This is a genomic window from Bradyrhizobium sp. USDA3516, from assembly GCF_057651995.1.
Map to the genome: position 1 here is coordinate 235356 of NZ_JBYGYN010000013.1, position 24567 is coordinate 259922.

The 24567-nt window shown below is 65.5% G+C and carries 24 protein-coding genes; 12 read left to right on the plus strand and 12 right to left on the minus strand.

The features are described 5' to 3' along the window. Positions 1-25: 25 nt before the first annotated feature. Entirely contained in the window at positions 26-664 is a 639-nt protein-coding gene (locus tag AC24YW_RS33015) for a class I SAM-dependent methyltransferase (protein WP_487486598.1), read from the minus strand. Between the two features lie 125 nt (positions 665-789). Next, a complete protein-coding gene (gene mnmA, locus AC24YW_RS33020; protein WP_487486599.1) occupies positions 790-1971 on the minus strand; it encodes a tRNA 2-thiouridine(34) synthase MnmA in 1182 nt (393 codons plus the stop codon). 350 nt (positions 1972-2321) lie between these two features. Here mnmA and AC24YW_RS33025 point away from each other — a divergent pair, with 350 nt between their 5' ends. The 9 genes from AC24YW_RS33025 to AC24YW_RS33065 all read left to right on the plus strand — a co-directional run bounded on the left by AC24YW_RS33025 (position 2322) and on the right by AC24YW_RS33065 (position 12028). Next, positions 2322-3917, plus strand: coding sequence for a flagellar hook-length control protein FliK (locus AC24YW_RS33025; RefSeq protein ID WP_487486600.1), 1596 nt, complete (start codon positions 2322-2324; stop codon positions 3915-3917). A 13-nt stretch (positions 3918-3930) separates the two neighbouring features. Further along, on the plus strand, positions 3931-4638 hold the full coding sequence (locus AC24YW_RS33030; protein WP_487486601.1) for a flagellar hook assembly protein FlgD: 708 nt from the start codon (positions 3931-3933) through the stop codon (positions 4636-4638). A 382-nt stretch (positions 4639-5020) separates the two neighbouring features. Beyond that, positions 5021-5296, plus strand: coding sequence for a CtrA inhibitor SciP (gene sciP, locus AC24YW_RS33035; protein WP_002714638.1), 276 nt, complete (start codon positions 5021-5023; stop codon positions 5294-5296). A gap of 174 nt (positions 5297-5470) precedes the next feature. Beyond that, positions 5471-7081: a flagellar basal-body MS-ring/collar protein FliF gene (fliF, locus tag AC24YW_RS33040; RefSeq protein ID WP_487486602.1), complete on the plus strand. Its 1611-nt coding sequence runs from the start codon at positions 5471-5473 to the stop codon at positions 7079-7081. A gap of 32 nt (positions 7082-7113) precedes the next feature. After that, positions 7114-8211: a flagellar motor switch protein FliG gene (fliG, locus tag AC24YW_RS33045; RefSeq protein ID WP_487486603.1), complete on the plus strand. Its 1098-nt coding sequence runs from the start codon at positions 7114-7116 to the stop codon at positions 8209-8211. Beyond that, entirely contained in the window at positions 8211-8834 is a 624-nt protein-coding gene (locus tag AC24YW_RS33050; RefSeq protein WP_487486604.1) for a FliH/SctL family protein, read from the plus strand. Before fliG ends, AC24YW_RS33050 begins: the two co-directional genes overlap by 1 nt. Before the next feature lie 3 nt (positions 8835-8837). After that, entirely contained in the window at positions 8838-9188 is a 351-nt protein-coding gene (fliN, locus tag AC24YW_RS33055) for a flagellar motor switch protein FliN (RefSeq protein ID WP_057027996.1), read from the plus strand. 51 nt (positions 9189-9239) lie between these two features. Beyond that, positions 9240-10625, plus strand: coding sequence for a sigma-54-dependent transcriptional regulator FlbD (flbD, locus tag AC24YW_RS33060; protein WP_487486605.1), 1386 nt, complete (start codon positions 9240-9242; stop codon positions 10623-10625). 254 nt (positions 10626-10879) lie between these two features. Then, complete coding sequence (locus AC24YW_RS33065) at positions 10880-12028, plus strand: M20 family metallopeptidase (protein ID WP_487486606.1); 1149 nt, start codon at positions 10880-10882, stop codon at positions 12026-12028. Between the two features lie 117 nt (positions 12029-12145). Here the strand turns inward: AC24YW_RS33065 and AC24YW_RS33070 are convergent, their stop codons facing one another. The 8 genes from AC24YW_RS33070 to AC24YW_RS33105 all read right to left on the minus strand — a co-directional run bounded on the left by AC24YW_RS33070 (position 12146) and on the right by AC24YW_RS33105 (position 18442). Then, a complete protein-coding gene (locus AC24YW_RS33070; protein WP_487486607.1) occupies positions 12146-12301 on the minus strand; it encodes a hypothetical protein in 156 nt (51 codons plus the stop codon). 95 nt (positions 12302-12396) lie between these two features. After that, positions 12397-12978 (minus strand): flavin reductase family protein, encoded by a 582-nt coding sequence (locus AC24YW_RS33075; RefSeq protein WP_487486608.1) that lies wholly within the window; start codon positions 12976-12978, stop codon positions 12397-12399. Positions 12979-13011: 33 nt separating this feature from the next. Continuing rightward, positions 13012-13848: an ATP-binding cassette domain-containing protein gene (locus AC24YW_RS33080; RefSeq protein ID WP_487486609.1), complete on the minus strand. Its 837-nt coding sequence runs from the start codon at positions 13846-13848 to the stop codon at positions 13012-13014. A 7-nt stretch (positions 13849-13855) separates the two neighbouring features. Continuing rightward, the gene (gene ssuC, locus AC24YW_RS33085; protein ID WP_487486610.1) at positions 13856-14662 is read right to left on the minus strand and encodes an aliphatic sulfonate ABC transporter permease SsuC; all 807 of its coding nucleotides are present in this window, start codon (positions 14660-14662) and stop codon (positions 13856-13858) included. After that, positions 14659-15822, minus strand: coding sequence for an FMNH2-dependent alkanesulfonate monooxygenase (ssuD, locus tag AC24YW_RS33090; protein ID WP_487486611.1), 1164 nt, complete (start codon positions 15820-15822; stop codon positions 14659-14661). The genes ssuC and ssuD overlap by 4 nt, the downstream gene beginning before the upstream one ends. A 10-nt stretch (positions 15823-15832) precedes the next feature. Beyond that, positions 15833-15955: a hypothetical protein gene (locus tag AC24YW_RS33095; protein ID WP_487486612.1), complete on the minus strand. Its 123-nt coding sequence runs from the start codon at positions 15953-15955 to the stop codon at positions 15833-15835. 2 nt (positions 15956-15957) lie between these two features. Then, positions 15958-16908 (minus strand): sulfonate ABC transporter substrate-binding protein, encoded by a 951-nt coding sequence (locus tag AC24YW_RS33100; RefSeq protein ID WP_487486613.1) that lies wholly within the window; start codon positions 16906-16908, stop codon positions 15958-15960. Positions 16909-17275: 367 nt separating this feature from the next. Then, positions 17276-18442 carry a cytochrome P450 gene (locus AC24YW_RS33105; RefSeq protein WP_487486614.1) on the minus strand — a complete coding sequence of 389 codons (1167 nt, stop codon included), beginning with the start codon at positions 18440-18442 and terminating at the stop codon, positions 17276-17278. A 318-nt stretch (positions 18443-18760) separates the two neighbouring features. On the opposite strand from AC24YW_RS33105, the gene AC24YW_RS33110 reads away from it, so the two are divergent. Both AC24YW_RS33110 and AC24YW_RS33115 read left to right on the plus strand, forming a co-directional pair. Beyond that, complete coding sequence (locus AC24YW_RS33110; RefSeq protein WP_487486615.1) at positions 18761-19873, plus strand: helix-turn-helix transcriptional regulator; 1113 nt, start codon at positions 18761-18763, stop codon at positions 19871-19873. Positions 19874-20032: 159 nt separating this feature from the next. Beyond that, a complete protein-coding gene (locus AC24YW_RS33115) occupies positions 20033-20371 on the plus strand; it encodes a hypothetical protein (protein WP_487486616.1) in 339 nt (112 codons plus the stop codon). 24 nt (positions 20372-20395) lie between these two features. On the opposite strand, the gene AC24YW_RS33120 is transcribed toward AC24YW_RS33115, so the two are convergent. Then, complete coding sequence (locus AC24YW_RS33120; RefSeq protein ID WP_487486617.1) at positions 20396-21166, minus strand: LuxR C-terminal-related transcriptional regulator; 771 nt, start codon at positions 21164-21166, stop codon at positions 20396-20398. A gap of 46 nt (positions 21167-21212) precedes the next feature. Further along, positions 21213-22316, minus strand: a complete 1104-nt coding sequence (locus tag AC24YW_RS33125) for a substrate-binding domain-containing protein (RefSeq protein WP_487486618.1) — start codon at positions 22314-22316, stop codon at positions 21213-21215. Positions 22317-22442: 126 nt separating this feature from the next. Here AC24YW_RS33125 and AC24YW_RS33130 point away from each other — a divergent pair, with 126 nt between their 5' ends. Continuing rightward, positions 22443-24557, plus strand: coding sequence for an ATP-binding protein (locus tag AC24YW_RS33130; protein WP_487486619.1), 2115 nt, complete (start codon positions 22443-22445; stop codon positions 24555-24557). Positions 24558-24567: the final 10 nt, after the last annotated feature.

The window sequence follows — 24567 nt, forward strand, 5'->3', positions numbered from 1 at the left end:
GGCCCCCTGTTCCCCACCTTCGCCATCACGATTTGCGGTAACGTATCAGCGAGAAATGGCCCATCGGCGGCATGGGGCGGCGCTCGGTGAGCGCGACGCCGCCGTGCCTTTTGGCCCAGCCCTCGAGGCGGGCCCAGGGGAATTCCGGGCGCCAGCCGAGGCGGCGGGCGATCGGCGCGAAAGCGAGCTCGAACAGCTTGCGAGGGCCGCTCTCGGCACCGATGTGGTTGACCAGGATCAGCTCGCCGCCCGGCCGGAGCACGCGCATGAACTCGTCGAGCGTGCCTTCGGGATCGGGCACGGCGGTGATGACATATTGCGCCACCACCGCGTCGAAGAAATCGTCGGGGAAGGCGAGGTTCTTCGCATCCATCACCGAGAGCACTTCGACATTGGACAGACGAAGCGAACGCACGCGCTGTTGCGCCTTGCGCAGCATCGGCTCGGAGATGTCGACGCCGCAGATCTTGGTGGTGCGCTTGTACTCCGACAGCGAAAGACCGGTGCCGACGCCGACGTCGAGCACGCGGCCGCCGATGCGGTCGGCCTCCGCGATGGTCGATTGCCGGCCGGCGTCGAACACCTTGCCGAACACGAGATCGTAGACCGGCGCCCAGCGGCCATAGGCCTTCTCGACCCCGGCCCGCGAGATGTCTGCTGCCATGCCCCCTGCCCTTGCGCTCTTCTAGCGTGTGATGCGTGTTGGTGAAAATGGATTCTGCCCCGCGCGCGGTCTGGCGCCTCTCCCGCGCTTGTCCGGTGTCGCGAGAGTGCGATCCAATCTCATGATCAGCCGCGCACGGCTTCCGCGAGCGGGCGCGATGTGCCCGTGCCGACCTTGGCCGCGGCACTCTGGATGAAGCCGCCGCCGAGCACGCGGGCCTGGCCGCTGGGTGCGTCGTAGAACACGCAGGCCTGTCCGGGCGAGACGCCCTCTTCGCCGGCGACGAGCTCGACCTCGTAACGGCCGTTGCTACCGCGCAGCCAGGCTGCTTGCGGGCTGCGGGTCGAGCGCACGCGCACGAACATTTCAAGGCCGCTTCCGATGGCGCGGTCGATGTCGCCGTCGCCGATCCAGTTGACGTCGCGAAGTGCGATGCGGTGCATCTTCAGCGCATCGCGCGGGCCGACCACGACGCGGCGGGTCGCGGCGTCCAGCCGCACCACGAACAGCGGCGCATGGGCTGCGATGCCGAGGCCGCGGCGCTGGCCGACGGTGAAATTGGCGATGCCGTTGTGCCGGCCGAGCACGCGGCCCTCGAGATCGACGATGTCGCCGGGGTCCATCGCATTGGGGCGCAACCGCGTGATGATGTCGGTGTAGCGGCCGGTCGGCACGAAGCAGATGTCCTGGCTGTCGTGCTTGTCGGCGACCGCGAGCCCAAAGCGGCGCGCGAGCTCCCGCGTCTCGGGCTTGGTCATGTCGCCGAGCGGAAAGCGCAGGAAATCGAGCTGTTCCTGCGTCGTCGCAAACAGGAAGTAGCTCTGGTCGCGGTCGGCGTCGGCCGCGCAGACCAGCGCGCGCGAGCCGTCGCTCCGGCGGCGCGAGGCGACGTAATGGCCGGTGGCGAGCGCCTTCGCGCCGAGCTCGCGCGCGGTCTTGAGGAGGTCGCGGAATTTGACGCTGCGGTTGCACTCGATGCAGGGCACCGGCGTCTCGCCGAGCGCGTAGGAGTCCGCGAAATTGTCGATCACGGACTCGCGAAAGCGGTCCTCGTAATCGAGCACGTAATGGGGAATGCCGAGCTTGGCGGCGACGTCACGGGCGTCGTGGATGTCCTGGCCGGCGCAGCAGGCGCCCTTGCGGTGGGTGGCGGCGCCATGATCGTAGAGCTGCAGCGTGATGCCGACGACGTCGTAGCCCTCAGCCTTCAAGAGCGCAGCCGTCGTCGAGGAATCGACGCCGCCCGACATGGCGACGACGACCCTGGTGTCCTCGGGACGGCCTTCGAGATCCAGACTGTTGAGCATGGGCCTAAAGCGTTGTGACGGCGGCGACGCGCGATCGGCGATTGCTGTGCTTCCTCCGGGGACGGCGGCGATCCCCCGGAACCTTGGTTCCCGAAGAGCACGACTGCCCTGGTCGAAAGCGGCTGAGAGTGACCTCTTTAATATAGGCGGCATTCCGGTGAAGCAATCACGCGGGCCCCCCGCTTAGGGCAATTCTTGCCGGGGCGGCAGAAATGGCGGGGTCCGGGCCGGCTGGCCGGCGATGGGCCCATATCATCAAGGCGTTGATTAGATTGCATAAATCACTGCCTTGGGACGCTGGCCCGCTCCTTGCTCCCTCTTGATGCGAAGTTGCTTGCAAGGGGTTGCCTGTGGTCGGTCGGATGTCAGATGTCGTGGCAAGCGTGCAAATCCAGAGCGCGCAGCAGAAGCCTGCCCGGTCGCAAGCCCCGAAGGACGCGCCCGCGAGCGATGATTTCGGCTCGCTGGTCGACAGCAACACGCAGGCCAGCAGCAACGCCACGCAGGACAGCCCGCCGCGCCGGAGCGAGCAGACCTCGTCCTCCCAGGCGGCCGAGCGGCCGTCGCGCGAGACCCCATCGACGGAGCAGACTTCGCAGAGCAAGGCGAGCGACGAGACCGACCCGTCTGCGCCGGCGGAGCAAGACAACGAAGCGCCCGGCGATCCGGCCATGGACGCCGGCAAGGTCAAGGACAAGTCCGAGACGGCCGACACCACATCGGCGGAGAAATCCGACGAGACCGCGACCGACACGATCGATGGCACCGAGGTCCTCACCGCCGCCGTCGAGGCGGCTGTTGCCGCGCCGGCCGCGACGACGCAGACCACCCTGCCCGATTCCGGCATCATCGTTGCCGCGCCGGTCGTTCCGGTCGAAGCGAATGCAGCTGCGAACCAGCCTGGCGATGCCGCCGCCGCCCCGCTCGCAATCGCCGCGGCAGGTCTTGCCGCCAGCGCCTCCATCGCGGCCCAGATCGCCGGCACCAAGACCGATACCGCCACGGCGAGCGCCAAAGCCGCAGGCGCCGAGGTCGATGCCGACACCACGACGACGCTTGGCGAGGCCGCCGCCGGCACGACCGAGACCACCTCAACCGATGGAAAAGCCAGTGGCGGACTGATCGCCGCGGTCAGCCAGGGCACGCCCAAGACCGGGTTCAAGGATGCCGCCACGGCGCAGCCCCAGACCGACATCTCCAATATCGGCCAGGACACCGGCAAGGCGAACCTCGCCGCGGCGCAGGCTCCGGCCGCCGATGCCGCCCATGCGCAAGGCGTCAAGCCGCAGGCCGATAATCTCGCGACCGACGCCAAGGTGGGCCCCGCCGACCGCGCCGCCGATCCGGCCCAGGGCGCGTCGGCCGCGCCGGCGCATGCCGCCCCGCAAGCCACGATCGCTCCGACCGAAGCCAGCGCCCAGGCCGCCTCCGCCGTGCAGGCGCCGCTGACCAATACGACCTCGGCCGCGACAGCATCGACCGCGACACTCACCGCGACCGCGGCGACCCACCATGCCGCGGTGCCGATCAGCGGCATCCCGATCGAGATCGCAGCCGCCATTCGCTCCGGCAAGTCGCGGTTCGACATCAGCCTCGATCCGGCCGAGCTCGGCAAGATCGACGTCCGCATCAATATCGACCGCGCCGGCAACGTCACCTCGCATCTCACCGTGGAGAAGCCGGAGACGCTGCAGATGCTGCGCCAGGACGCGCCGCAATTGCAGCGCGCGCTCGACGATGCCGGCTTCAAGACCGGCAGCAACGGTCTGTCCTTCAGCCTGCGCGACCAGAATTCATCGGGCCAGCACTCAGGCCAGAACAACGACAATGGCGGCAATGCCCGCCGCCTGATCGTCAGCGAGGACGACAGCGTTGCCGCGGCGCCCATCGGGCGCGGCTATGGCCGCATGCTCGGATCGAGCAGCGGCGTCGACATCAGAGTGTGAGGAGTATCTGGCAATGACCACCACGAATGCCGCAACTTCGTCCCCGGTCGTCTCCGGCACGACCGACCTGCCGAAATCCTCGTCGAATTCGTCGATGAGCTCGACCACGGGGTCGACGCTCGCCGGCAATTTCCAGACCTTCCTGACCCTGCTGACGACACAGCTGCAGAACCAGAACCCGCTCGATCCGCTCGACACCAACCAGTTCACCCAGCAATTGGTGCAGTTCGCCGGCGTCGAGCAGCAGCTCAAGACCAACGAATCGCTGGCCCAGCTCGTCACCCTGCAGCAGACCACGCAGGCGACCCAAGCGCTGGGCTTCGTCGGCAAGACCGCGCTGGTCGACGGCTCGACCGCGACGATGAAGAGCTCGTCGGCGACCTGGCATCTCAACGTGCCGACCGACTCCACGGTCGAGATCTCGATCGCCAATTCGAGCGGCCAGACCGTGTTCACCGGCAAATACACCGCCGCCGCCGGCACCGACATCCCCTTCACCTGGAACGGCATGGGCAATGACGGCACGCAATGGCCCGACGGCAAGTACACGATCTCGGCCACGGGCAAGGACGTCGCGAACAACAATGTCGGCATCGCCGCGCAGGTGCAGGGCGTAGTGTCGTCGGTCGATCTGACCCAGTCGCCGCCGCTGCTCACCATCGACGGCGCCAGCTACACGCTGAGCCAGGTCAAGAGCATCATTGCGACGGGCAGCAATTGATAGCGGACACCGCCAGCAACAGATTCAGTGTCATCCCCGCGAAGGCGGGGATCCATAACCAAAGGAGCGGTTTGGAATGAGGTTTTAACCCCGAGTCTTCGACAAACCACGCCCTGGGGTTATGGATCCCGGGCTCGCGCTGCGCACGCCCCGGATGACTATCAGGGTCTTTGCGACACCACCGCAGGCCCCGCTCGTTAGTGAAATATTTACTTTCTGCCCCGCTCAGCCGGCCGAGATTGCGTCTGCCGCCCGCCGAACCGGCCGCGTTCCCGCAAGATTCAACCAGAATTGTATTGAACCCTTAGGCTTAGCGGATTTTTAAGCCGCGGGGGCTACGGTTACGGCGTGAGTTCAGTGGTTGAGAGTTTGTGAGTACGCCATGACAGAACCCCATCGCCCGAGGGTAAAATACGTCATCGGGCCGGACGGCAGTCCGTTGACGATCGCGGATCTGCCTGCACCCGGCACCAAACGCTGGGTCATCCGCCGCAAGGCCGAAGTCGTCGCCGCTGTCCGTGGCGGACTTCTCTCCCTCGAGGAGGCCTGCAGCCGTTATACCCTGACGGTCGACGAATTCCTCTCCTGGCAGTTTTCCATCGACCAGCACGGTCTGGCGGGTCTTCGCACCACCCGCATCCAGCAATATCGCCAGTAGGCGATCCGGAAATCTGCGGCTTTTGACGAAAATCGGCCTCGCCCTGCGAGGCCGATTTTTTTTCATGATGCACTTTTGTCCGACCTCTTAACCTTCGTTAACCATATCGAAACCATCACCTAGGCAATAATTGCCCAGTCGGCCTTCCGGTGGCCGAAGCTGTGGGGCGGTTGCTTGCAAGGGCTTGCGGACTTTCTGAAGAGTATCGGTGCCGCCCGGTTCGGGGCGATGATCGCGGTCACCGCCGCGCTCATCGGCTTCTTTGCCTTCGTCATCATGCGCGTCACCACGCCGCAGATGACGACGCTGTTCACGGACCTGTCCGTCGAAGATTCCTCCAGCATCATCAAGGATCTGGAACGCCAGGGCATCCAGTTCGAGATTCGCAACGAGGGCTCCATCATCATGGTGCCCAAGGACAAGGTCACGCGGCTGCGGATGAAGCTCGCCGAGGGCGGCCTGCCCAAGGGGGGCGGCGTCGGCTACGAGGTGTTCGACAAGTCGGACGCGCTCGGCACCACCTCCTTCGTCCAGAACATCAATCACCTGCGCGCGCTCGAGGGCGAGCTCGCCCGCACCATCCGGGCCATCGACCGCATCCAGGCCGCCCGCGTCCATCTGGTGCTGCCGGAGCGGCCGCTGTTCGCCCGCGAGGCGCCGGAGCCGTCGGCCTCGATCGTGGTGCGCGTCCGCGGCTCGCTGGAAGCGCAGCAGATCCGCGCCATCCGCCACCTCGTCGCCTCCGCCGTCAACGGCCTGAAGCCGCAGCGGGTCTCGATCGTCGACGAGGCCGGTCAGCTGCTCGCCGACGGAGCCCAGACCGATCCGGAGCAGGCGGTCGGCGAGGAACGCCGCATCGCCTTCGAAAAGCGCATGCGCAAGCAGGTCGAGGACATCGTCTCCTCCGTGGTCGGCTCGGGCCGCGCCCGCGTGCAGCTCTCCGCCGATTTCGACTTCAACAAGGTCACTCAGACCTCGGACAAGTTCGACCCCGAGGGCCGCGTGCTGCGCTCGAGCCAGACCCGCGAAGAGCAGAGCATGACCGCCGACAACAACGGCCAGGTCACCGTCAACAACGAGCTGCCCGGCAACCAGCAGAACAACGGCACTGCCGCCAAGGACCAGAGCAAGAAGACCGAGGAGACCAACAATTACGAGATCTCCCGCACCACCAAGACCGAGGTGACCGAGGCCGGCCGGGTCAACCGCATCTCGGTCGCGGTGCTGGTCGACGGCATCTACAGCAAGAACGACAAGGGCGAGCTCGCCTACCAGGACCGCACCAAGGAGCAGCTCGACCGCATCGCCACGCTGGTGCGCTCGGCGATCGGCTTCGACCAGAAGCGCGGCGACCAGGTCGAGGTCGTCAACCTGCGCTTCGCCGACGCCCCCTCCACCGCCCCGATCGGCGAGCCCGGCGGCTTCCTCGGCATGCTGCAGTTCACCAAGGACGACGTCATGTACTTCGTCGAGCTCGGCGTGATGATGCTGCTCGGCCTCGTCGTGCTGTTCCTGGTGATCCGCCCGCTGGTCAAGCGCATCCTCGCCTCCGACGAGGTCGCCGCCGCCATCTCCGGCGTGCTGTCGGGCCCCGCCGCCTCGGAAGAGCCGGCGCCCGCCAGTCAGCCGCTGCTGCCGAGCGGCGCCGCCAGCGCCATCGACGTCGCCACCATTCAGGGCCAGGTCCACGCCCAGTCCGTTCACCGCGTCGGCGAGCTCGCCGAACGCAACCCCAACGAAACCGTCGCAATCATCCGCCAGTGGCTGACCGAGCCGGCGAAATAACCGAAGCCAAGTGCATCAAGAAGTGATCTGACATGGCCGCCTCCTTGCAAAACGCCAACTCCAACGACATCACCAGCGTGATCTCCACGCTCGGTCAGCGCGCCGGCAGCCGCGCCGCCGACGGCAAAGGCCTCGAGCAGCTGCCCGGGCCGAAGCGTGCCGCGATCCTGATGCTGGCCCTCGGCGAGCAATATGGCGGCAAGATCTGGGGCCTGCTCGACGACGACGAGGTGCGCCAGCTCTCGCTGGAGATGTCGACGCTCGGCACAGTCGAGGTCGACACCGTCGAGGACATGCTGCTCGAATTCGTCTCGCGCATGTCGGCCTCGGGCGCGCTGATGGGCAATTTCGACGCCACCGAGCGGCTGCTCCAGCAATATCTGCCGCCGGAACGCGTCAACGGCATCATGGACGAGATCCGCGGTCCCGCCGGCCGCAACATGTGGGAGAAGCTCTCCAACGTGCAGGAAGAGGTCCTCGCCAACTACCTCAAGAACGAATATCCGCAGACCATCGCCGTGGTGCTGTCGAAGCTGAAGTCGGAGCATGCCGCCCGGGTGCTCGCCATCCTGCCCGAGGAGCTCGCGCTCGACGTCATCAACCGCATGCTGAAGATGGAGGCTGTGCAAAAGGAGGTGATCGAGAGCGTGGAGAAGACGCTGCGCACCGAGTTCATGTCCAACCTGTCGCAGACCCGCCGCCGCGACGCCCACGAGGTAATGGCGGAAATCTTCAACAATTTCGACCGCCAGACCGAAACCCGGTTCATCACCTCGCTGGAAGAGGACAACCGCGAATCCGCCGAGCGCATCAAGGCGCTGATGTTCACCTTCGACGACCTGGTGAAGCTCGATTCCGGCTCCGCCCAGACCTTGATGCGCAACGTCGACAAGGACAAGCTCGGCGTCGCGCTCAAGAGCGCCAACGAGGACGTGCGCAACTTCTTCTTCGGCAACATGTCCTCGCGCGCGGCCAAGATGCTCCAGGACGACATGGCAGCGATGGGCCCCGTGCGCCTGCGCGACGTCGACGAGGCCCAGGCGCTGCTGGTCAATCTCGCCAAGGACCTCGCCGCCAAGGGCGAGATCATGCTGACCAAGAACCGCGCCGACGACGAGCTGGTGTACTGATGGCCGCTCCGGCGAAATTTCTGTTCGATACCGACTTCGCGGCGCCCGAGCGCTCGACGCGCGAGAAAGCCGCGACCGCGGCCGAGATCGCGCAGAAGGTCGCGGAAGCCGAGGCGCGCGCCTATCAGGACGGCTTTGCCGCCGGCCAGCGCGAGGCCAAGGCCGAGAGCGACCGCCGCGTCGCGCTCGCGATGGAAGAGATCAACATCGCCATCCGCGGCGTCGCGGCCGGCATCGGCAGCATCGAGACCAAGATGGAGACCGAGGCGGTCGAGGTCGCGGTCGCGGTGGCGCGCAAGCTGTGCGCCGACCTCGTCGCCGCCGAGCCGCTTGGCGAGGTCATCGCGCTGGTCAAGGACTGCTTCTCGCATCTGGTCGCGACGCCGCATCTCGTCGTCCGCATCAACGATGCGCTCTACGACAGCGCGCGGGAGAAGATCGAGCGGCTCGCCAAGCAGAGCGGCTTCGAGGGTCGGCTGGTGATCCTGGCCGAGCCGGAAATTGCCACCGGCGACTGCCGGATCGAGTGGGCCGATGGCGGCGTCGTGCTGGAGCGCGGCGCCATTGCGGCCAAGATCGACGAAATGGTCGGACGCTATATCGCGTCCCGCAGGGGGAGCTAAACCATGAGCGACACCGACGGACAGGTCCCGCTGCCCGATCTCAACGGCCCGATGCCGCCCACCGGCACCGACGTCGGCTACAACGAGGACGAATATGCGGCCCGTGCCGCCGCCGACCTCGAGGCGGTGTTCGACGTACCGGTGCAGGTCTCGGCCGTGCTCGGCCGCTCCAAGATGGACGTCGGCGAGCTCCTGAAGCTCGGGCCAGGCACCGTGCTCGAGCTCGACCGGCGCGTCGGCGAGGCCATCGACATCTACGTCAACAACAAGCTGGTCGCCCGGGGCGAGGTCGTCCTGGTGGAGGACAAGCTCGGCGTGACCATGACGGAAATCATCAAGGCCGAACGCGGCTGACACGCAAGGACATGACGCGCGACGGCGCGAGCAGACGGACAGGAGACTGACATGCGGCTTCTCATCGTTGGCACATTGAAGGGCCAGCTCACCACCGCCACCAAGATCGCGATGGAGAACGGCGCCACCGTGACCCATGCCGAGGATCACGAGCAGGCGATGCGCGTGCTGCGCGGGGGCAAGGGCGCCGACCTCCTGCTGGTCGACGTCGCGCTCGACATCCGCGACCTCGTGCTGCGGCTGGAAGCCGAGCACATCCACGCCCCGATCGTCGCCTGCGGCATCACCAACGACGCCCGCGCCGCGGTCGCCGCGATCCATGCGGGGGCCAAGGAATACATCCCGCTGCCACCAGATCCGGAGCTGATCGCCGCGGTGCTGGCGGCCGTCGCCAACGATTCCCGCGAGCTGGTCTACCGTGACGACGCCATGGCAAAGGTGATCAAGCTCGCCCAGCAGATCGCCGGCTCGGACGCCTCGGTGATGATCACCGGCGAATCCGGCACGGGCAAGGAAGTGCTGGCCCGCTACGTTCACACCCGCTCGACGCGCGCCAAGCGTCCGTTCATCTCGATCAACTGCGCCGCCATCCCCGAGCACCTGCTGGAATCCGAACTGTTCGGGCACGAGAAGGGCGCCTTCACCGGCGCGGTCGCCCGTCGCATCGGCAAGTTCGAGGAGGCGACCGGCGGCACGCTGCTGCTCGACGAAATCTCCGAGATGGACGTCCGCCTGCAATCCAAACTGCTGCGCGCCATCCAGGAGCGCGTGATCGACCGCGTCGGCGGCACCAAGCCGGTTCCGGTCGACATCCGCATCATCGCGACCTCGAACCGCAATCTCGCCGAGGCCGTGCGAGAGGGCACGTTCCGAGAGGACTTGCTGTTCCGCCTCAACGTCGTGAATTTGAAGATCCCGCCGCTGCGCGAGCGTCCCGCCGACATCCTCGAGCTCGCCCAGCACTTCGTGAAGAAATATGCCGACGCCAACGGCGTGCCGCTGCGACCGCTCTCGGCCGAGGCGCGCCGCGTGCTCTCCGCCAACCGCTGGCAGGGCAACGTCCGCGAGCTCGAAAACACCATGCACCGCGCGGTGCTGATGGCCCAGGGCGACGAGATCGGGCCCGACGCCATCATCACGCCGGATGGCGACCGTCTCGACCTCGCCAAGACCGCACCGGCCGTGGCGCATGCCACCATGGCCGCCGAGCAGGTGACGCGCGCACTGGTGGGGCGCACCGTGGCCGACGTCGAACGCGACCTCATCCTGGAGACGCTGAAGCACTGCCTCGGCAACCGCACCCACGCCGCCAACATCCTCGGCATCTCGATCCGCACGCTGCGCAACAAGCTCAACGAATATGCTGACGGCGGCATCCCGATCCCGCCGGCGGGCACGCCCGGGGAATATCCGCGGATGCCGATGATGGGGGCGTAGGCGGCTCCTTCGAAGATCGAAAGATGCGAACGCCCGGGCTGGTGCCCGGGCATTTTCGCTTGAGGCAGGCCCCTCGTCATTGCGAGCGCAGCGAAGCAATCCACAATCCCTCCGCGGTGACAGACTGGATTGCTTCGCTGCGCTCGCAATGACGGCGGAGAGAGCGCTCCTCGCATAACGGAAGCGCGCCACGTGACTAGGTCGCGCCTCCGTCAGGCCCTATAACCCCGCCCGAGAACCACGCGAGGGACCACATGTCTGAAGCTCAAATCACGGATTGGCTGGCGTCGCAGAAGCAGGCGATGATCGACCTGCTCCGCGACGTCGTGAACATCGATTCCGGCTCCTACGACAAGGAAGGCGTCGATGCGGTCGGTGCGCGGTTCGAGCGGCATTTTGCCGAGCACGGCATTCCGTTCCGGCGCGAAAGCCACGGCACGTTCGGCGACGCGATCCATGCCGAGGTGGCAAAGCCCGGCAGCAACGAGAAGCCGGTGCTGTTGATGGGGCATCGCGACACCGTGTTCGGCAAGGGAGAGGCCGCGCGGCGGCCGTTCACGATCCGCGATGGCCGCGCCTATGGACCCGGTGTCTCCGACATGAAATCGGGCCTCGTCATGAACGTGTTCGTGGCCACCGCCTTCCACAAGTTCGGCGGCTCACCGCATCCGATCAAGGTGCTGATCACCTCCGACGAGGAGATCGGCTCGCCCTCCTCGCGCCCGGTGATCGAGCGCGAGGGACGCGCGGCACGCGCGGTGTTCAATTCCGAGCCGGGCCGGCCCACGGGCAACGTCGTCACGGGGCGCAAGGGCGGCATCTTCATGCACATGGCCATCACCGGCAAGGCCGCGCATTCCGGCGCCAACTTCGCCGCCGGCGTCAGCGCCATCGGCGAGCTCGCGCACAAGATCGTGCAGATCCACGCGCTCACCGACCTCGACAAGGGCATCACGCTCAATGTCGGCCTCGTCTCGGGCGGGCAGTCCGTCAACACGACGGCGCCTTACGCGGAAGGGCAGATCGACCTGCGCTATGTCGATCCGGCCGATCGCGCGCGGATCATGGGCGCGATCGAAAACATCGTCGCGACGCCTTACGTGCCCGGCACCAGTGCGACGCTGACGATCAAGGGCGAGTTCGTGCCGGTGGTGCAGAGCGCGGAGTCCAAGGCGCTGTTCGAAGGCTATCAGGCGGCCGCAAGGCAGGTGGGCCTCACCACGCTGCAGGGCGAATTCTCCGGCGGCTGCGCCGATTCCGGCTTCACCGCCGCAATGGGCACGCCGACCATCTGCGGCCTCGGCCCGGTCGGCGGGCTCGCGCACACGCCGGAGGAATATCTCGAGATCGACAGCATCGTTCCGCGCGCGCAGGCGCTGGCACTGGCGATCTTAAGGGGGTGAACGGAGGTGCCGTAGGGTGGGCAAAGCGAAGCGTGCCACCGTTCCGTTGCTGCCTTGGAGAGATGGTGGGCGCAGCGCAAGGGCGCCTTTTGCCCACCCTACGAGACCGACCAAGTTCTACGAATAACTCGGCGCATCCGGCTTGCGGAAGATGTGGATGGGATCGCCCGGCACGATCGGAGAGCCAGAGAACATCGCGTAGGCGTAGAGCGCGAGATAGGCGATCGCGAGCGCCCCGACGGCATAGAAGATAAAGGTTGCCAAGCGCTTCATCGTTCCGCTCCATCCGTCCGGCGGGACAGCCGAGGAGCGCTTCTAGAGCGATGAGGCGGAAAAGACCAGCCTTGCGCGAGGCTCGCCGGCGGCGGTCAAATGCCGCGCCGGCCGCGCGCGGGAAGGCTGACATCGGCGAGCCGGGCCGCGTCTTCGTCCTGATCGACCGCCACGTACTGGCCGTGCCAATAGGCCAGCGCGGCATTGCGGGTGGAGCTCCTGATATCCCTGACACGGCCGATGACGATGCCATGCGAGTGGCGCTCGACGATCTCCTCGACTTCGCAATCGAAGGCCGAGAGCGCGCCGACCAGCAACGGGACCCCCGAGACTGCCGTCACCCACTGGCTGCCTGCAAAGCGATCCGCACCCTTCAAGCCGCCCTTTCCGGCAAAGCGTTCGGCGACCTCGAGCTGGTCGGCATTGAGGATGTTCACCCCGAAAGCGCCAATGCGGCGGATCAGCGGAAACGAGGAGGCGTCGCGGTTGATGCTGACCAGCAGCGTCGGCGGCTCGACCGACAGCGAGGCCACCGAGGTCACCGTCATGCCGGTGATGTCCTTGCCCCGCCCGGCGGTGATGACGCTGACGCCGCCGGTGAGATGGCGCATGGCGCCGCGGAAGTCGGCGGACGAGACGGGAATTTCGGTCATGAGATCGCGGGGCACTACATTCATGGCGTTGCTCCCCGCAAGCGGGGTTCCCTGTATTTAGGTACGATCGTCCGCCGACAACAGGTGGCTCAGGATCGAGCCTTCGAGCCCGGCCAGCTCGGCCGAGCCGCGCTGGCGCGGCCGGGCCGCGTTAACCGTAACGTCATGGGCGATGCGGCCCTCCTCAATGACGAGCACGCGGTCGGCCAGCGCGACCGCCTCGGCAACGTCGTGGGTCACGAGGATCGCGGTAAAGCCCTGGTCGCGCCAGACCCGCTCCAAGAGACGCTGCATCGAGATGCGGGTCAGCGCGTCCAGCGCGCCGAGCGGCTCGTCGAAGGCGAGCACGCGCGGCCGCGAGACCAGCGCACGGCCGAGCGCGACGCGCTGCTTCTGGCCCCCTGAGAGCACCGAGGGCCATTGGTCGCGCTTGTCGGCGAGGCCGACCTCGATCAGCGCCTTTTCGGCGCGGGCATGCGCATCGCTGGAAGCACGGTCGCGGCCGAGGCCGACCTCGACATTGGCGAGCACGCGGGCCCAGGGCAGCAGCCGCGGCTCCTGGAACATCACGCGGATGTCCTCGGGCTGAATGTCCTGGCCGAAGCTGATGCTGCCGGCATCGATGTTGTCGAGGCCGGCGATCAGGCGCAGCAGCGTGCTCTTGCCGCAGCCGCTCTTGCCGACGATCGCGACGAACTGGCCGGCAGGGATGTGGAGATCGATGCCGCGCAGCACCTCATTGTCGCCGAAGGATTTGCGCAGGCCCCGGATAGTCAGCGGCAGGCCACTTGTCTGCACCAGGCGTTCCTCGCGCGCAACCCGAGCGTGAGGCGCGAAATTGGCGTTGCTGGCGAGCTCGGTTTCGGGAAGAGCCGTACGGAGAGCTGTCTGCATGTTCTTCTCAACGTTTCTGGAAGGCGGGGTGCCAGGACAGCGTCAGACGCTCCAGCACGCGGGAGGCGCTGTCGGCAAGCTTGCCGAGCAGGGCGTAGATCAGGATCGAGAGCACGACGACGTCGATCAGCATGAACTCGCGCGCCTGCATCGCCATGTAGCCGAGACCGGAAGAGGCCGCGATGGTCTCGGCGACGATCAGCGTCAGCCACATGATGCCGAGCGCAAAGCGGATGCCGACGAAGATCGAGGGCAGCGCGCCCGGGAAGATGACGCGGCGGAACAGTTCGCCGTCGGTCATGCCGTAGATGCGGCCCATCTCGATCAGCTGCGGATCGACGGTGCGGATGCCGTGCAGCGTGTTGAGGTAGATCGGGAAGAACACCCCGAGCGCCACCAGGAACAGCTTTGCGCTCTCGTCGATGCCGAACCAGAGGATGACCAGCGGGATCAGCGCCAGATGCGGCACATTGCGCACCATCTGCAGCGTGGTGTCGGTGAGCCTGGCCGAAAGCTGCGACAGGCCGTTGGCGAGGCCGAAGGCGAACCCGATGCTGCCGCCGATCAGAAAGCCGATCGATGCGCGCCAGAACGACACCCAGATGTTGCGGACGAGCTCGCCGGAGACCAGCAGCTTCCAGCCGGCGAGCACGACGTCGCTGGGGGCCGGCAGCACCCGCGTCGGCACGAAGCCGGTGACGCTCGCGACCTGCCAGACCGCAATGATGGCGAGCGGCACGATCCACTGGATCAGGCCGTCGGCCCGCGGCAGGCGGATGCTGCGCGGAGGCGAAATGCTGTCGATCAGGCTCATGACTGCGACACCCGGTGCTGCGGACGGAAATCGCTGCCGACCGTCTCGCCGAACGGTCCACCGTTGAAATGCAGCTTCGTCACATTGATCGGCTGCTCCAGCGCGAGCAGCGGGAAGACCAGCTCGGCGAAGCGAAAGGCTTCCTCAAGGTGCGGGTAGCCCGACATGATGAAGGTATCGATGCCGAGATCCTGATACTCCTTGATGCGGGCCGCCACCGTCTGGGCATCGCCGACCAGCGCCGTGCCGGCGCCGCCGCGCACCAGGCCGACACCGGCCCACAGGTTCGGCGCGATCTCGAGCTTGTCGCGGTTGCCGCCGTGGAGCCGTGCCATGCGCTGCTGGCCGACGGAATCCATGCGAGCGAAGTTCTTCTGCGCCAGCGCGATGGTGTCATCGCTGACATGCCTGATCAGCTCGTTCGCGGCCTGCCAGGCTTCTTCGTTGGTCTCGCGGACGATGACGTGAAGGCGGATGCCGAAGGAGAGTTTTCGGCCACGGGCCGCGGCGACCTCCCTCACCTTGGCGATCTTTTCGGCAACGAGCGCCGGCGGCTCGCCCCAGGTGAGATATTTGTCGACGGTGTCGACGGCGACGTCGATGCCGGCATCGGAGGAACCGCCGAAATAGAGCGGGGGCCGCGGCGACTGCACCGGCGGAAACAACAGCTTGCCGCCCTCGCTACGGATGTGCTTGCCCTCGACATTCACCGTCTTGCCGGCAAGCAGGTCGCTATAGACGTTCAGGAACTCACGTGTGACCTCGTAGCGCTCGTCGTGGCCGAGGAAGATGCCGTCGCCCTTGTTCTCGACGGGATCCCCGCCGGTGACGACGTTGACCAGGAGCCGGCCATTGCTGATGCGATCCAGCGTCGCGGTCATGCGGGCGGCCACGCTCGGCGATTGCAGGCCTGGACGAACGGCGACGAGATAGCGCAGCCGCTCCGTGAACGGCGCGACGCTGGAGGCGACGATCCAGGAATCCTCGCAGGATCGTCCGGTCGGCAACAGCACGCCGAAATAGCCGAGCTGATCGGCGGCCTGCGCGATCTGGCGCAGATAGTTGAAGTTGACCTCGCGGCCGCCGATGCCGGTGCCGAGATAGCGGCCGTCGCCGTGCGTCGGCAGGAACCAGAGGATGTTGGCGTTTGATTGGCTCATCGATGTGCCCCTAGCCGTAAGTCGTGCCGACCGCGGCGGCGACGATGCCGATCGACAGCACGATGGCCGCGATCACGCGTTGAACGATGCGCTTCATGTTCAGACCTTTGTGGATAGGGAGATCGGTCGGCACGGTCAGGCTGCCGGGTTACGCCAGACGATGTCGCGAATGACGATCGGCTTCGGGATCAGGCCGAGCTTGTAGAAGCGGTCGGCGACGCCCTGCTGGGTCGCGACGATCTCGTCGGTGACGGGACCGATCAGGAAGTTCGCACGGTCGGCGGCGACGGTCTGGATATCCAAGGGAACGCCGGTGATCGCGGCGAGCGATCTGGCGACCTCGTCGCGATGCTGCTCGGCCCATTTGCCGGCGGCAGCTGTGACCTCGACGATCTGCTGCAGGATGGCGCCGTGGTTCTTCGCGAACTCGCGGTTGGCGATGAAGAAGGAATTGGTCTTGGTGACCTCGCGCGCATTGATCAGGATGCGGCCGTTCTGCTTGGTCTCGCCGATTGCGAAATAGGGATCCCAGATCGCCCAGGCCTCGATGCTGCCGTTGGCGAAGGCGGGGCCGGCGTCCGGCGGCGTCAGGTAGACCGGCGTGATGTCGGCATAGGTGAGGCCGGCCTTCTCCAGCGTCTGCACCACGACGTTATGGGCGCTGGAGCCCCTGGTGAAGCCGATGCGCTTGCCCTTGAGGTCTTTGATGTCGCGGATCGGCGAATCCTTCGGGACGAGGATGCCCTGTCCGTTGGTGATGGGCTGGCCGGCGGCGTAAACGATCGCCGCGCCCGCGGCCTGGGCAAACACCGGCGGGGAATCGCCGACCGCGCCGAAATCGACGCTGCCGACATTCATCGCCTCCATCATCGGCGGCCCCGAGGAGAACTCGATCCATTTCACCTCGATGCCTTGCGACGTGAAATGTTTTTCCAGCGCAGCCTGCTGGCGCGCGATGACCAGCACGCCGGTCTTCTGGTAGCCGATACGAATTTCCTTCACCGCGCCTTGCGCGATCACGGGCGATGCGAACGCAGCGGCGGCCGCCGTTCCAACCGACAGTTTCAGAAAGTCTCGACGCTGCATTCCACACTCCCGGCCGCGTGCGGCCGTCATCATTCACGCTTGCGGAATGATGGTGCGCGTCATCGACGCTGTCGAGACGTCCGGGAAAATAGCGATGCGAGCACTGCGGTGCTGGCTGCGCGCGCGATTAATCTTTCAAGCGGCGCAGCAAATGAGGTTGGAATTTTTCTGCACGAGAATGTGACAGCTGCACGGATTTGGTCGAGCCCTCGCCGGGCGGAACATAAAACGTGAAAACAACCCCATGCACAGTAGCCGAGACGTGCAAGATCAATGACTTACGATTTATCCGAAATTTGCTTGACCCGTCGGGCAAAACGGGGGCAGAATGGCATCATGGCAGCGTTCGGATCGGGGCTCACCGCGCCTAGTGCAGCCACCTCACCGGCAAGTTCTGCAGGCCCCTGAACGCCCAGCCGCCGATCCGCACCTCTTCATCCTCGGCGAGCTCGATGCGCGAGGCGCGCGCGAACAATGTCGGCAGAGCGACGTCGGCGATCATGGCGCGCGAGGCGAAGGCGCCGGCGCAGAAATGCGGGCCGGCGCCGAAGGCGACGCTCTTGGAGGTGTCGCGCCGCACGTCGAACTCATCGGCGCGCTCGAAATGCTTCTCGTCGCGGTTGGCGGAGCCGAACATCAGGAATACGCGTTCGTCGAGCTCGAACGCGACATCGCGGATGGTCCAGGGTTTTGCGATGCGGCGCGGCGACATGCCGATCGGCGAGATCCAGCGGGCATATTCCTCGAAGGCCTGCAGCCAGGACACCTCGCCGCGCCTGATAAAATCGAGCTGGTCGGGATGGGTCAGCAGGGCCCAGACCGTGCCGGCAATCGCCTTGCGTGGCTCGTTCTGGCCGCCGGAGATGGCGAGCTTGACGTTGGCGCGTACGCTCTCCATCGCCATGCCCGAGGCGAGGAGCACGCCCAGAATGCTCTGGTCGGGATGCTTGCGCACGACCGGCAGCATGTCGTCGATCGCGGCGTCGATACCCGCGGTCGCCGCATGACAGCGCGCCTCGACGGCGGGGTCGCCGGCATAATTGGCGATGCCCTCGATCATGCCTTGCGACCACGCATCCATGTCCTGAAAGCCGATCTTGGTGAGGCCGGTGATCGACTTCAGGCATTCGCCGGAGAACGGCAGCGCGAAGTCGCGCATGAGATCGATCCGGCCGGGTTCGAGCGAAGCGATGATGCGATCCGCATGGGCCTGGAACTGTGCGGTCCAGTAGCCCTTCACCGTCTTCGGCGAGATCGTCGGAAACATCGCGCGGCGCTCGACGAGATGCGCCTCGCCATCCTTGCGCATCATGTTGTGGCCCATCAGCCGGTTCATCAGGCCGGCGGGCTGGTGCGAGGAGAACACGTCGATCTGCTTCTCGGAGATCGAGATGTCGTCGCGGCTCGTCAGCAGCGTCGAGCCGAGCTGCGGCACGAAGGCGATCGGTGCCTCTTTCCGCATCCTGGCGAGCATCGGATAGGGGTCGGCCCAGAAGGCCGCCGGGTCGATGTCGATGCGCGGCGCGGTGCTCAAGCTTGGCTCCCTTGTCGTTTCCTTAGGTGCCGAGGCTAGCGCCTTCGCGAGCCGCCGTCTGTCCCCAACGATTGGGACGGGCGGCCCTCGGGCCGGGCCTGCCAGAGCACGGGCCGCCGGCAGGATAAACGTGAGAATTTTCAAATAGTTACAATATTGAACCACGACGTCCGGGATGCGTCCGCCCAGCGCAGTCGAGAAAATGGTAGCAATTGAGTTTCTCTGAAGGGGATTGTTATCAATGGCTTGGACGAAGCGAAGCACTACAGAGGGCGTGCACGCCGCGCCTCTGCGAGCCTGATGGGTCTGTCGGGGACAATGACGGGCATCGATTTCGAGCAGATTGTGGACCGCATCCACGAGGCAGCGACCGTTCCAGAGCTCTGGCCTGATGTCCTGGAGAAGATCGCTCATGCCGCGGGCGCGCATGGAATGGTCATGATCACCTCGGACTCCGATCAATGGTCCGGTGTCTGGAACGGCGCCGTGGCGTCGCCGTCGATTCGCGAGGCCTTCTCGGCGTTCCTGAGTGGCGACCTTCCCAGCCGGACGGAGACGACCCCGCGGCTCCTGGCGCTCGATCATCCCGGCTTCGTCGGCGAGCACGAGGCGTTTTCGCCGGAGGAATGGGAGCGCGATCCATATCGGGTGGAATGGAACAAGAAGTGGGGCTTCGAGCATGCCTGCGCGACGGCGGTCCGCAGCCCGTCCGGCGAGATCATCGTCTTCCACATGGAAAGATTGGCCGGCCGCCCCGCCTTTTCGCGGCAGGACCTCGATTTTCTCGACCGCTTTCGCCCCCATCTCGCGCGGGCGGCTCTGCTGGCGACGCGCTGGCGCCTCACCCGGATGCGGGCGGCAACCGAGGCGTTGTCACTGGTCGGCTTGCCCGCCCTCGCGATCACGCGCTCGGGGCGGGTTCTGGCCGCGAACGCCTTGATCGAAGCCATGACGGATGTTCTGCAATGGCTGCCCAAAGACCGGATCGCCATCAAGGACCGCGCAGCCGACACCCTGCTGCGCGCCGGCCTCGCTCAACTCGATGCGCCGCAGGAGGCCGTGTGCTCCTTCGCCGCGCGCCGCAGCAGCGATCTCGATCGGGTGGTGCTTCATCTCGTTGCGATGCCGGGCGAAGCCCGCGATCTCTTCGATGGGGCGGTTGGCCTCCTCATCGCGACGCCGGTCGCCGCCTCCCAGGCCCCGAGCCTCGCCCTCATTCGTGGCCTGTTCGATCTCACCCCGAGCGAGGCGCGCGTTGCGCGCGGAATTGCGCAAGGACAGACGATCGGCGACATCGCGGCGCACCACGGACTGAGCCGCGAAACCATCCGCACGCAGGTCAAGGCCGTCCTCGCCAAGACGGGAACGCGGAACCAGAAGAGCGCAGCTGCCCTCTTCGGCGCGATCCCCAAATTGCCGCTGAGGGATTGAGGCCAGACCGGTCCAGCCGGAGCCCCGAGCAGGGCTTTCGCATACGAGATGTGGGCTACGGCACCGACTGTCTCCACGGCGTCATGGCCGGGCTTGTCCCGGCCATCCACGGCCTTCCATGCAGCACAAAGAACGTGGATGCCCGGGACAAGCCCGGGCATGACGACCTCTGCAATTTCAAATGCGGTTGCCCTGCCCGGGCACTGCTCCGCTTCACCCAAATGGGTGAAGACACAGGCCGACCCTCCGGGTTCAACTCCGCCCGAATTGGATGTCTGGCGAGAAACGGCGGCGATGGCGGGACCGGAATTTCCGATTTTCGAAGTGACCCTGGCGCAGCGAAGGCGCAGGACATGGAGCTGGAGCGTCTGCACCCTTCAGGGCGCGGTGGTGATGCGGGGCCGGGAATCCAGCCGGCCGGCCGCAAAGTACCAGGCCGAACGAGCGCTGTTCATGCTGCTGCTCACGGCGCCCTATCGTTCCCGGCTGTCCGTATAGCAGGCGCTCAGGGTTGGCGGCGCCTTAGTTCAGACTGTGCGTCAGCAGACGCAGCACGATCGCAAATAATTCGCTCTGCGAGGAGATGCCGAGCCGCTCATAGGCGCGCTTGCGGTAGGTCAGGGTCGAATGCAGGCTGATGCCGAGCGCTTGCGAGATCGCCTCGGAGCTGAAGCCTGCGAGAATGCGGCGGCAGACCTCCTGCTCGCGCGCCGTGAGCGCGGAGAGCGGCTTGCGCGTCGCGAACAGGGTCGCAAGGTCGGACGTCGGCTGCTCCTGGAAATGGCGCGCGACACTCGCCGCGATGGCCGGTGCGATCGCCTCGAGCCGCTCGCGCTGAGCGGGGCTGAAGCGGCCCTGCGCGGCGATCCGATAGAAGTTGACGTAGAAGCAGGTATCGCCGGTCCAGATCGCGGTCGCGCATTTGTCGACGATGCCGGAATCCTGGAAGAAGATTTTTCGGTAGCGCGCGCCGTACATGCGCGGCGCGAAGTGAGGCAGCAGGATCGGCGCACCACCCTCGCCTTCGAACAGCGCATCGCGATTGGGATCGGTTTGGTGAAACTGGCCGGCATAGGCGGCGCCGAGATCGCCGCCGATCGGGATGTTGCCGGCATCGAGCAGGCAGCTTGCCGCGCCGGCCCGGCTCAGCGCGAACACCATGCAATGGCCGACATCAGCTTGCCGGCGCAACGTGTCGATGAGAACGTCTGGAAAATCGGAGCGGCCGATGGCGAGCACCGCGGCCGTGACATCGCCTATTGGGGGATTTTCACCGACCGCATGAGCCCGCATCGTCTCCTCCGCCTTCCCCGAGGTGGACCTCGATATTTGGTGCCGCTCACCGTGCCGTCACCCCGGCGCATTTATCGCCGCAGGCAGCAACGACTTCGGGAGGAGGAGTTCGCTTCGTCACCATTTCCAGAGCAGACAGCAGATTGCTCTGCTTCACGCCGAGCGCCGCGATGGATATGTAAGGAGCGACGGGCTTGCCCAGGACAGCGTACAACGCCGCATTCGCCTCTGCCACACCCAGATCATAGGGCATCTGCGCACCGGTGGCCCGTATTTGGCCGCGGGCGAGGTAGAGCGCACTGTCCGGCCCCAGATCGTTCGTCGTCACGACGATGTCCTGGCGCCCCAGGGCCTGCGCCGCCGCAATTGCTTGCATTGCAGGATCGGCCCAGACTGCGAAGATGCCCTTGATGCCCGGATGGGCCGCCAGCAATGCGATCGTCTTTTGATAGACTTCGCCAGGCTGCGTGAACTTCTCGACAGCTGCCAAGCGGACATCGGGGTATCCGGCCAACGTTCGTTCGAAGCCGCGGCGGCGCGCCGCGATCGAGTAATAGGAGTCGAAGCTGTAGGTGATGAGAGCGACGTCTCCGCGTCCACCCATCGCCTTGACGAGTTCCTCGGTCGCAAAGACGGCGTTCTGCTCATTGTCAGAAGCCACAACCGTGACGTAGTCCTTACCTGGTTGCAGCCCGTGGGGTACGTTATCCATGAAGATGAGCTTGATCCCGGCTTCGCCGATGCGCTTGTAAGCCTGCGTCTGCGTGGCCGGATCAATCGGGACCGAAAACAGGATGTGAATCCTTTGATCGGCCAATGCCCGCAACTGGGCCGCCTGCCGCGCCGGATCCTGAGCAGCATCCGTCACTGCAACAAGCTCGACGCCGTACTTGGCTAACGTATCGGATATGCCCTGGACCTGGAGGGAATTCCAGGGCGTGTCCAGTGCTTGCATCGCGATGGCCGCCCGGTAGCGCCCGTTGCGGAGTTTGGTCAGTTCATCAGGCGTGAAGACCGGCGGCAAGGGAGGTGTGGCGGGGACGCCTTCGGGAAAACCAACGACCGGCTGGCCCCTCGCCGTCAGCGGCAGAGGTGCCCCTGTACCGTCCATGGCGATGCTTGGCGCACCCGCCCCCAGCAAGGCGACCATCGTACCGGCAAGCCAAGACACTCCTACCTTACCCACCGACCCGCTCCATGCGACTACTTCGCGAAGATAGGGAACCAACCCGAGGTTAGCAGGGTTCCATGTTCCTCAAAAGGTGCCGGGGCAAGCGTGGACCAATCAAAGCAGAGCCTCTTCTGGCCTCTTCGGCTGATTGCCGTCCTGAGCCTTGTGTTGCCTCTGGCGGTTTTGGCGCTTTCCAGCTGGCAGAACTGGCGCTCCGTCCATGTCCAAGCCCGAGAGCGCATCCAGAGCTCGCTCGACGTGCTTCACGAGCAAACTCAAAAGTCCCTGCAAACCGTCGAACGATCGATCTCGGAAACCAACGAAGTGCTTCGAGGCATGTCCGACGAGGCGATCCGGGCCTCCGAGTCCGACCTCTACCTCAGGCTCAAGCGCACCCAGCAAGCCCTCCCGCAGATCGAGTCGATTTGGGCCTTCGACAAGAATGGGCATCCCCTGGTCTCGAGTACCATCCTGCCCGTTCCGCGAGGTTTGAACAACTCGGATCGCAGCTATTTTCGCGCTCAGCTGAATTCATACGATACCTACGTCAGCGAAGTGTTGCGCGCGCGGGTCGGAACGCAGCGGTTCTTCGTCGTCAGCGGCCGCCGCACCGGTGAGCCGGCTGCAGGCTTCCAGGGCGTGATCGGAATAACGGTCACTCCTGACAGTTTCTCCGAGTTCTACCGGAAGCTGTCCCGGGGACGGGACGCATTCGGCCTGGTTCGCTCCGACGGTACTGTGCTTGCCCGGTTTCCGGAGGGCCGATTCGAGGACATTCGCGGGCCGAACGATTTTTCTCGAGCCATGGAAAAAGACCCGGTCGCCGGCTTCCTGGAGACGAAATCCCCGCTGGATTCGCTGGAGCGCATCCTCGGCTATCAAAAGGTCCGCGGCTACGAGGTTTATGTGGTGGCCGGCATCGAGAAGGCGGCCATCACCGCGGAGTTCTGGCAGACGACGCTGCTGCATCTTGCGGTCGGCGTTCCGATCTCGCTCAGCCTTCTGGCGCTGTCCCTCTATGCATTACGCCGTGCCGAGAGTTACCGCGACGAAGTCGTGCGCCGCGAAGCCGCGGAAGCCGCGCTGAAGCAGGGGCAACGGCTGGAGGCCCTGGGGCAACTGACAGGGGGAGTCGCGCATGACTTCAATAACCTGCTCATGGTCATTCAAGGCAGCGCGCAGAGGATCAAGCGAACCTTGTCGGCAGACAGCCGGCTGACGCGATCGCTGCACGCGATAGAAGAAGCGGTCAATCGGGGCAGCACGCTGACGAGGCAGCTGCTGTCCTTCTCGCGGCGGCAGCCTCAAGACGCCGTGGTCGTGGACCTGAAGTTCAGGCTTCCGCAAATCCAGGAAATGCTGCAGGCCAGTCTTCGCGGCGACATCGTCGTGAGAACCGACATCGCTCCCGATCTCGGCCGCGTCAAGATCGACGTCAACGAACTGGAACTTGCTCTTTTGAACCTCGCGGTCAATGCGCGCGACGCCATGTCCGGGGGCGGCCAACTGATCGTGTCTGCGCGAAATGTCGATGCGCTCCAGGCTCCGCCGCAATTGTCGGGGGAGTACGTCGCAATCTCAGTTCAGGACACAGGTTGCGGCATTCCGCAAGCAATTCTCGATCGCGTGTTCGAACCGTTCTTCACGACGAAGGAGGTTGGAAAGGGAACCGGACTTGGCCTTTCCCAAGTCTATGGATTCGCCCGGCAATCCGGCGGGACGGCAACCGTCGAGAGTGAGCAGGGCCGCGGCACGTGCGTAACGATGTATCTGCCAAGGACACGGGACGACAGCGCTTCGGCAATCCCCACCGAAGTGATGCACGAGCTACGGTTTACCGGCAAGGTTTTGCTGGTGGAGGACAATCGCGACGTTTCGGAAGTCACCCGTGGCCTGCTCGAGGACCTCGGCTTCAGCGTCGACTTGATGACGAACGCGGAGAGTGCGCTGAAGCACCTGGAGACCTCGGATCAGGCTTACAGATTCCTTCTCTCCGATATCGTCATGCCCGGACCCATCAATGGACTGGAGCTCGCGCGCAGAGTGCGCGGCTCGACCAACAGAAGCCTTCCGATCATTCTTGCGACGGGTTACAGCGAGCAGGCTCAGTCCGCATCCGACGAGGGGTTCGTCCTTCTGCGCAAGCCTTACGGCATCCTCGAACTCCGCAAAGCGATAGCAGCAATTCTGCTGGACCCCGGCGCCGTGCAAGTCGCATGAGACGCCGATC

Excerpts from the sequence above, each read along its gene's own strand:
- sciP (WP_002714638.1), top strand. The coding sequence starts at position 5,021 with ATGACAGAACCCCATCGCCCGAGGGTAAAATACGTCATCGGGCCGGAC.
- mnmA (WP_487486599.1), bottom strand. The coding sequence starts at position 1,971 with ATGCTCAACAGTCTGGATCTCGAAGGCCGTCCCGAGGACACCAGGGTC.
- ssuC (WP_487486610.1), bottom strand. The coding sequence starts at position 14,662 with ATGAGCCTGATCGACAGCATTTCGCCTCCGCGCAGCATCCGCCTGCCG.
- ssuD (WP_487486611.1), bottom strand. The coding sequence starts at position 15,822 with ATGAGCCAATCAAACGCCAACATCCTCTGGTTCCTGCCGACGCACGGC.
- AC24YW_RS33120 (WP_487486617.1), bottom strand. The coding sequence starts at position 21,166 with ATGCGGGCTCATGCGGTCGGTGAAAATCCCCCAATAGGCGATGTCACG.
- fliN (WP_057027996.1), top strand. The coding sequence starts at position 8,838 with ATGAGCGACACCGACGGACAGGTCCCGCTGCCCGATCTCAACGGCCCG.
- AC24YW_RS33075 (WP_487486608.1), bottom strand. The coding sequence starts at position 12,978 with ATGAATGTAGTGCCCCGCGATCTCATGACCGAAATTCCCGTCTCGTCC.
- AC24YW_RS33070 (WP_487486607.1), bottom strand. The coding sequence starts at position 12,301 with ATGAAGCGCTTGGCAACCTTTATCTTCTATGCCGTCGGGGCGCTCGCG.
- AC24YW_RS33015 (WP_487486598.1), bottom strand. The coding sequence starts at position 664 with ATGGCAGCAGACATCTCGCGGGCCGGGGTCGAGAAGGCCTATGGCCGC.
- AC24YW_RS33110 (WP_487486615.1), top strand. The coding sequence starts at position 18,761 with ATGACGGGCATCGATTTCGAGCAGATTGTGGACCGCATCCACGAGGCA.
- AC24YW_RS33125 (WP_487486618.1), bottom strand. The coding sequence starts at position 22,316 with ATGGTCGCCTTGCTGGGGGCGGGTGCGCCAAGCATCGCCATGGACGGT.
- AC24YW_RS33050 (WP_487486604.1), top strand. The coding sequence starts at position 8,211 with ATGGCCGCTCCGGCGAAATTTCTGTTCGATACCGACTTCGCGGCGCCC.
- flbD (WP_487486605.1), top strand. The coding sequence starts at position 9,240 with ATGCGGCTTCTCATCGTTGGCACATTGAAGGGCCAGCTCACCACCGCC.
- fliG (WP_487486603.1), top strand. The coding sequence starts at position 7,114 with ATGGCCGCCTCCTTGCAAAACGCCAACTCCAACGACATCACCAGCGTG.
- AC24YW_RS33115 (WP_487486616.1), top strand. The coding sequence starts at position 20,033 with ATGACGACCTCTGCAATTTCAAATGCGGTTGCCCTGCCCGGGCACTGC.
- AC24YW_RS33065 (WP_487486606.1), top strand. The coding sequence starts at position 10,880 with ATGTCTGAAGCTCAAATCACGGATTGGCTGGCGTCGCAGAAGCAGGCG.
- AC24YW_RS33080 (WP_487486609.1), bottom strand. The coding sequence starts at position 13,848 with ATGCAGACAGCTCTCCGTACGGCTCTTCCCGAAACCGAGCTCGCCAGC.
- AC24YW_RS33100 (WP_487486613.1), bottom strand. The coding sequence starts at position 16,908 with ATGCAGCGTCGAGACTTTCTGAAACTGTCGGTTGGAACGGCGGCCGCC.
- AC24YW_RS33030 (WP_487486601.1), top strand. The coding sequence starts at position 3,931 with ATGACCACCACGAATGCCGCAACTTCGTCCCCGGTCGTCTCCGGCACG.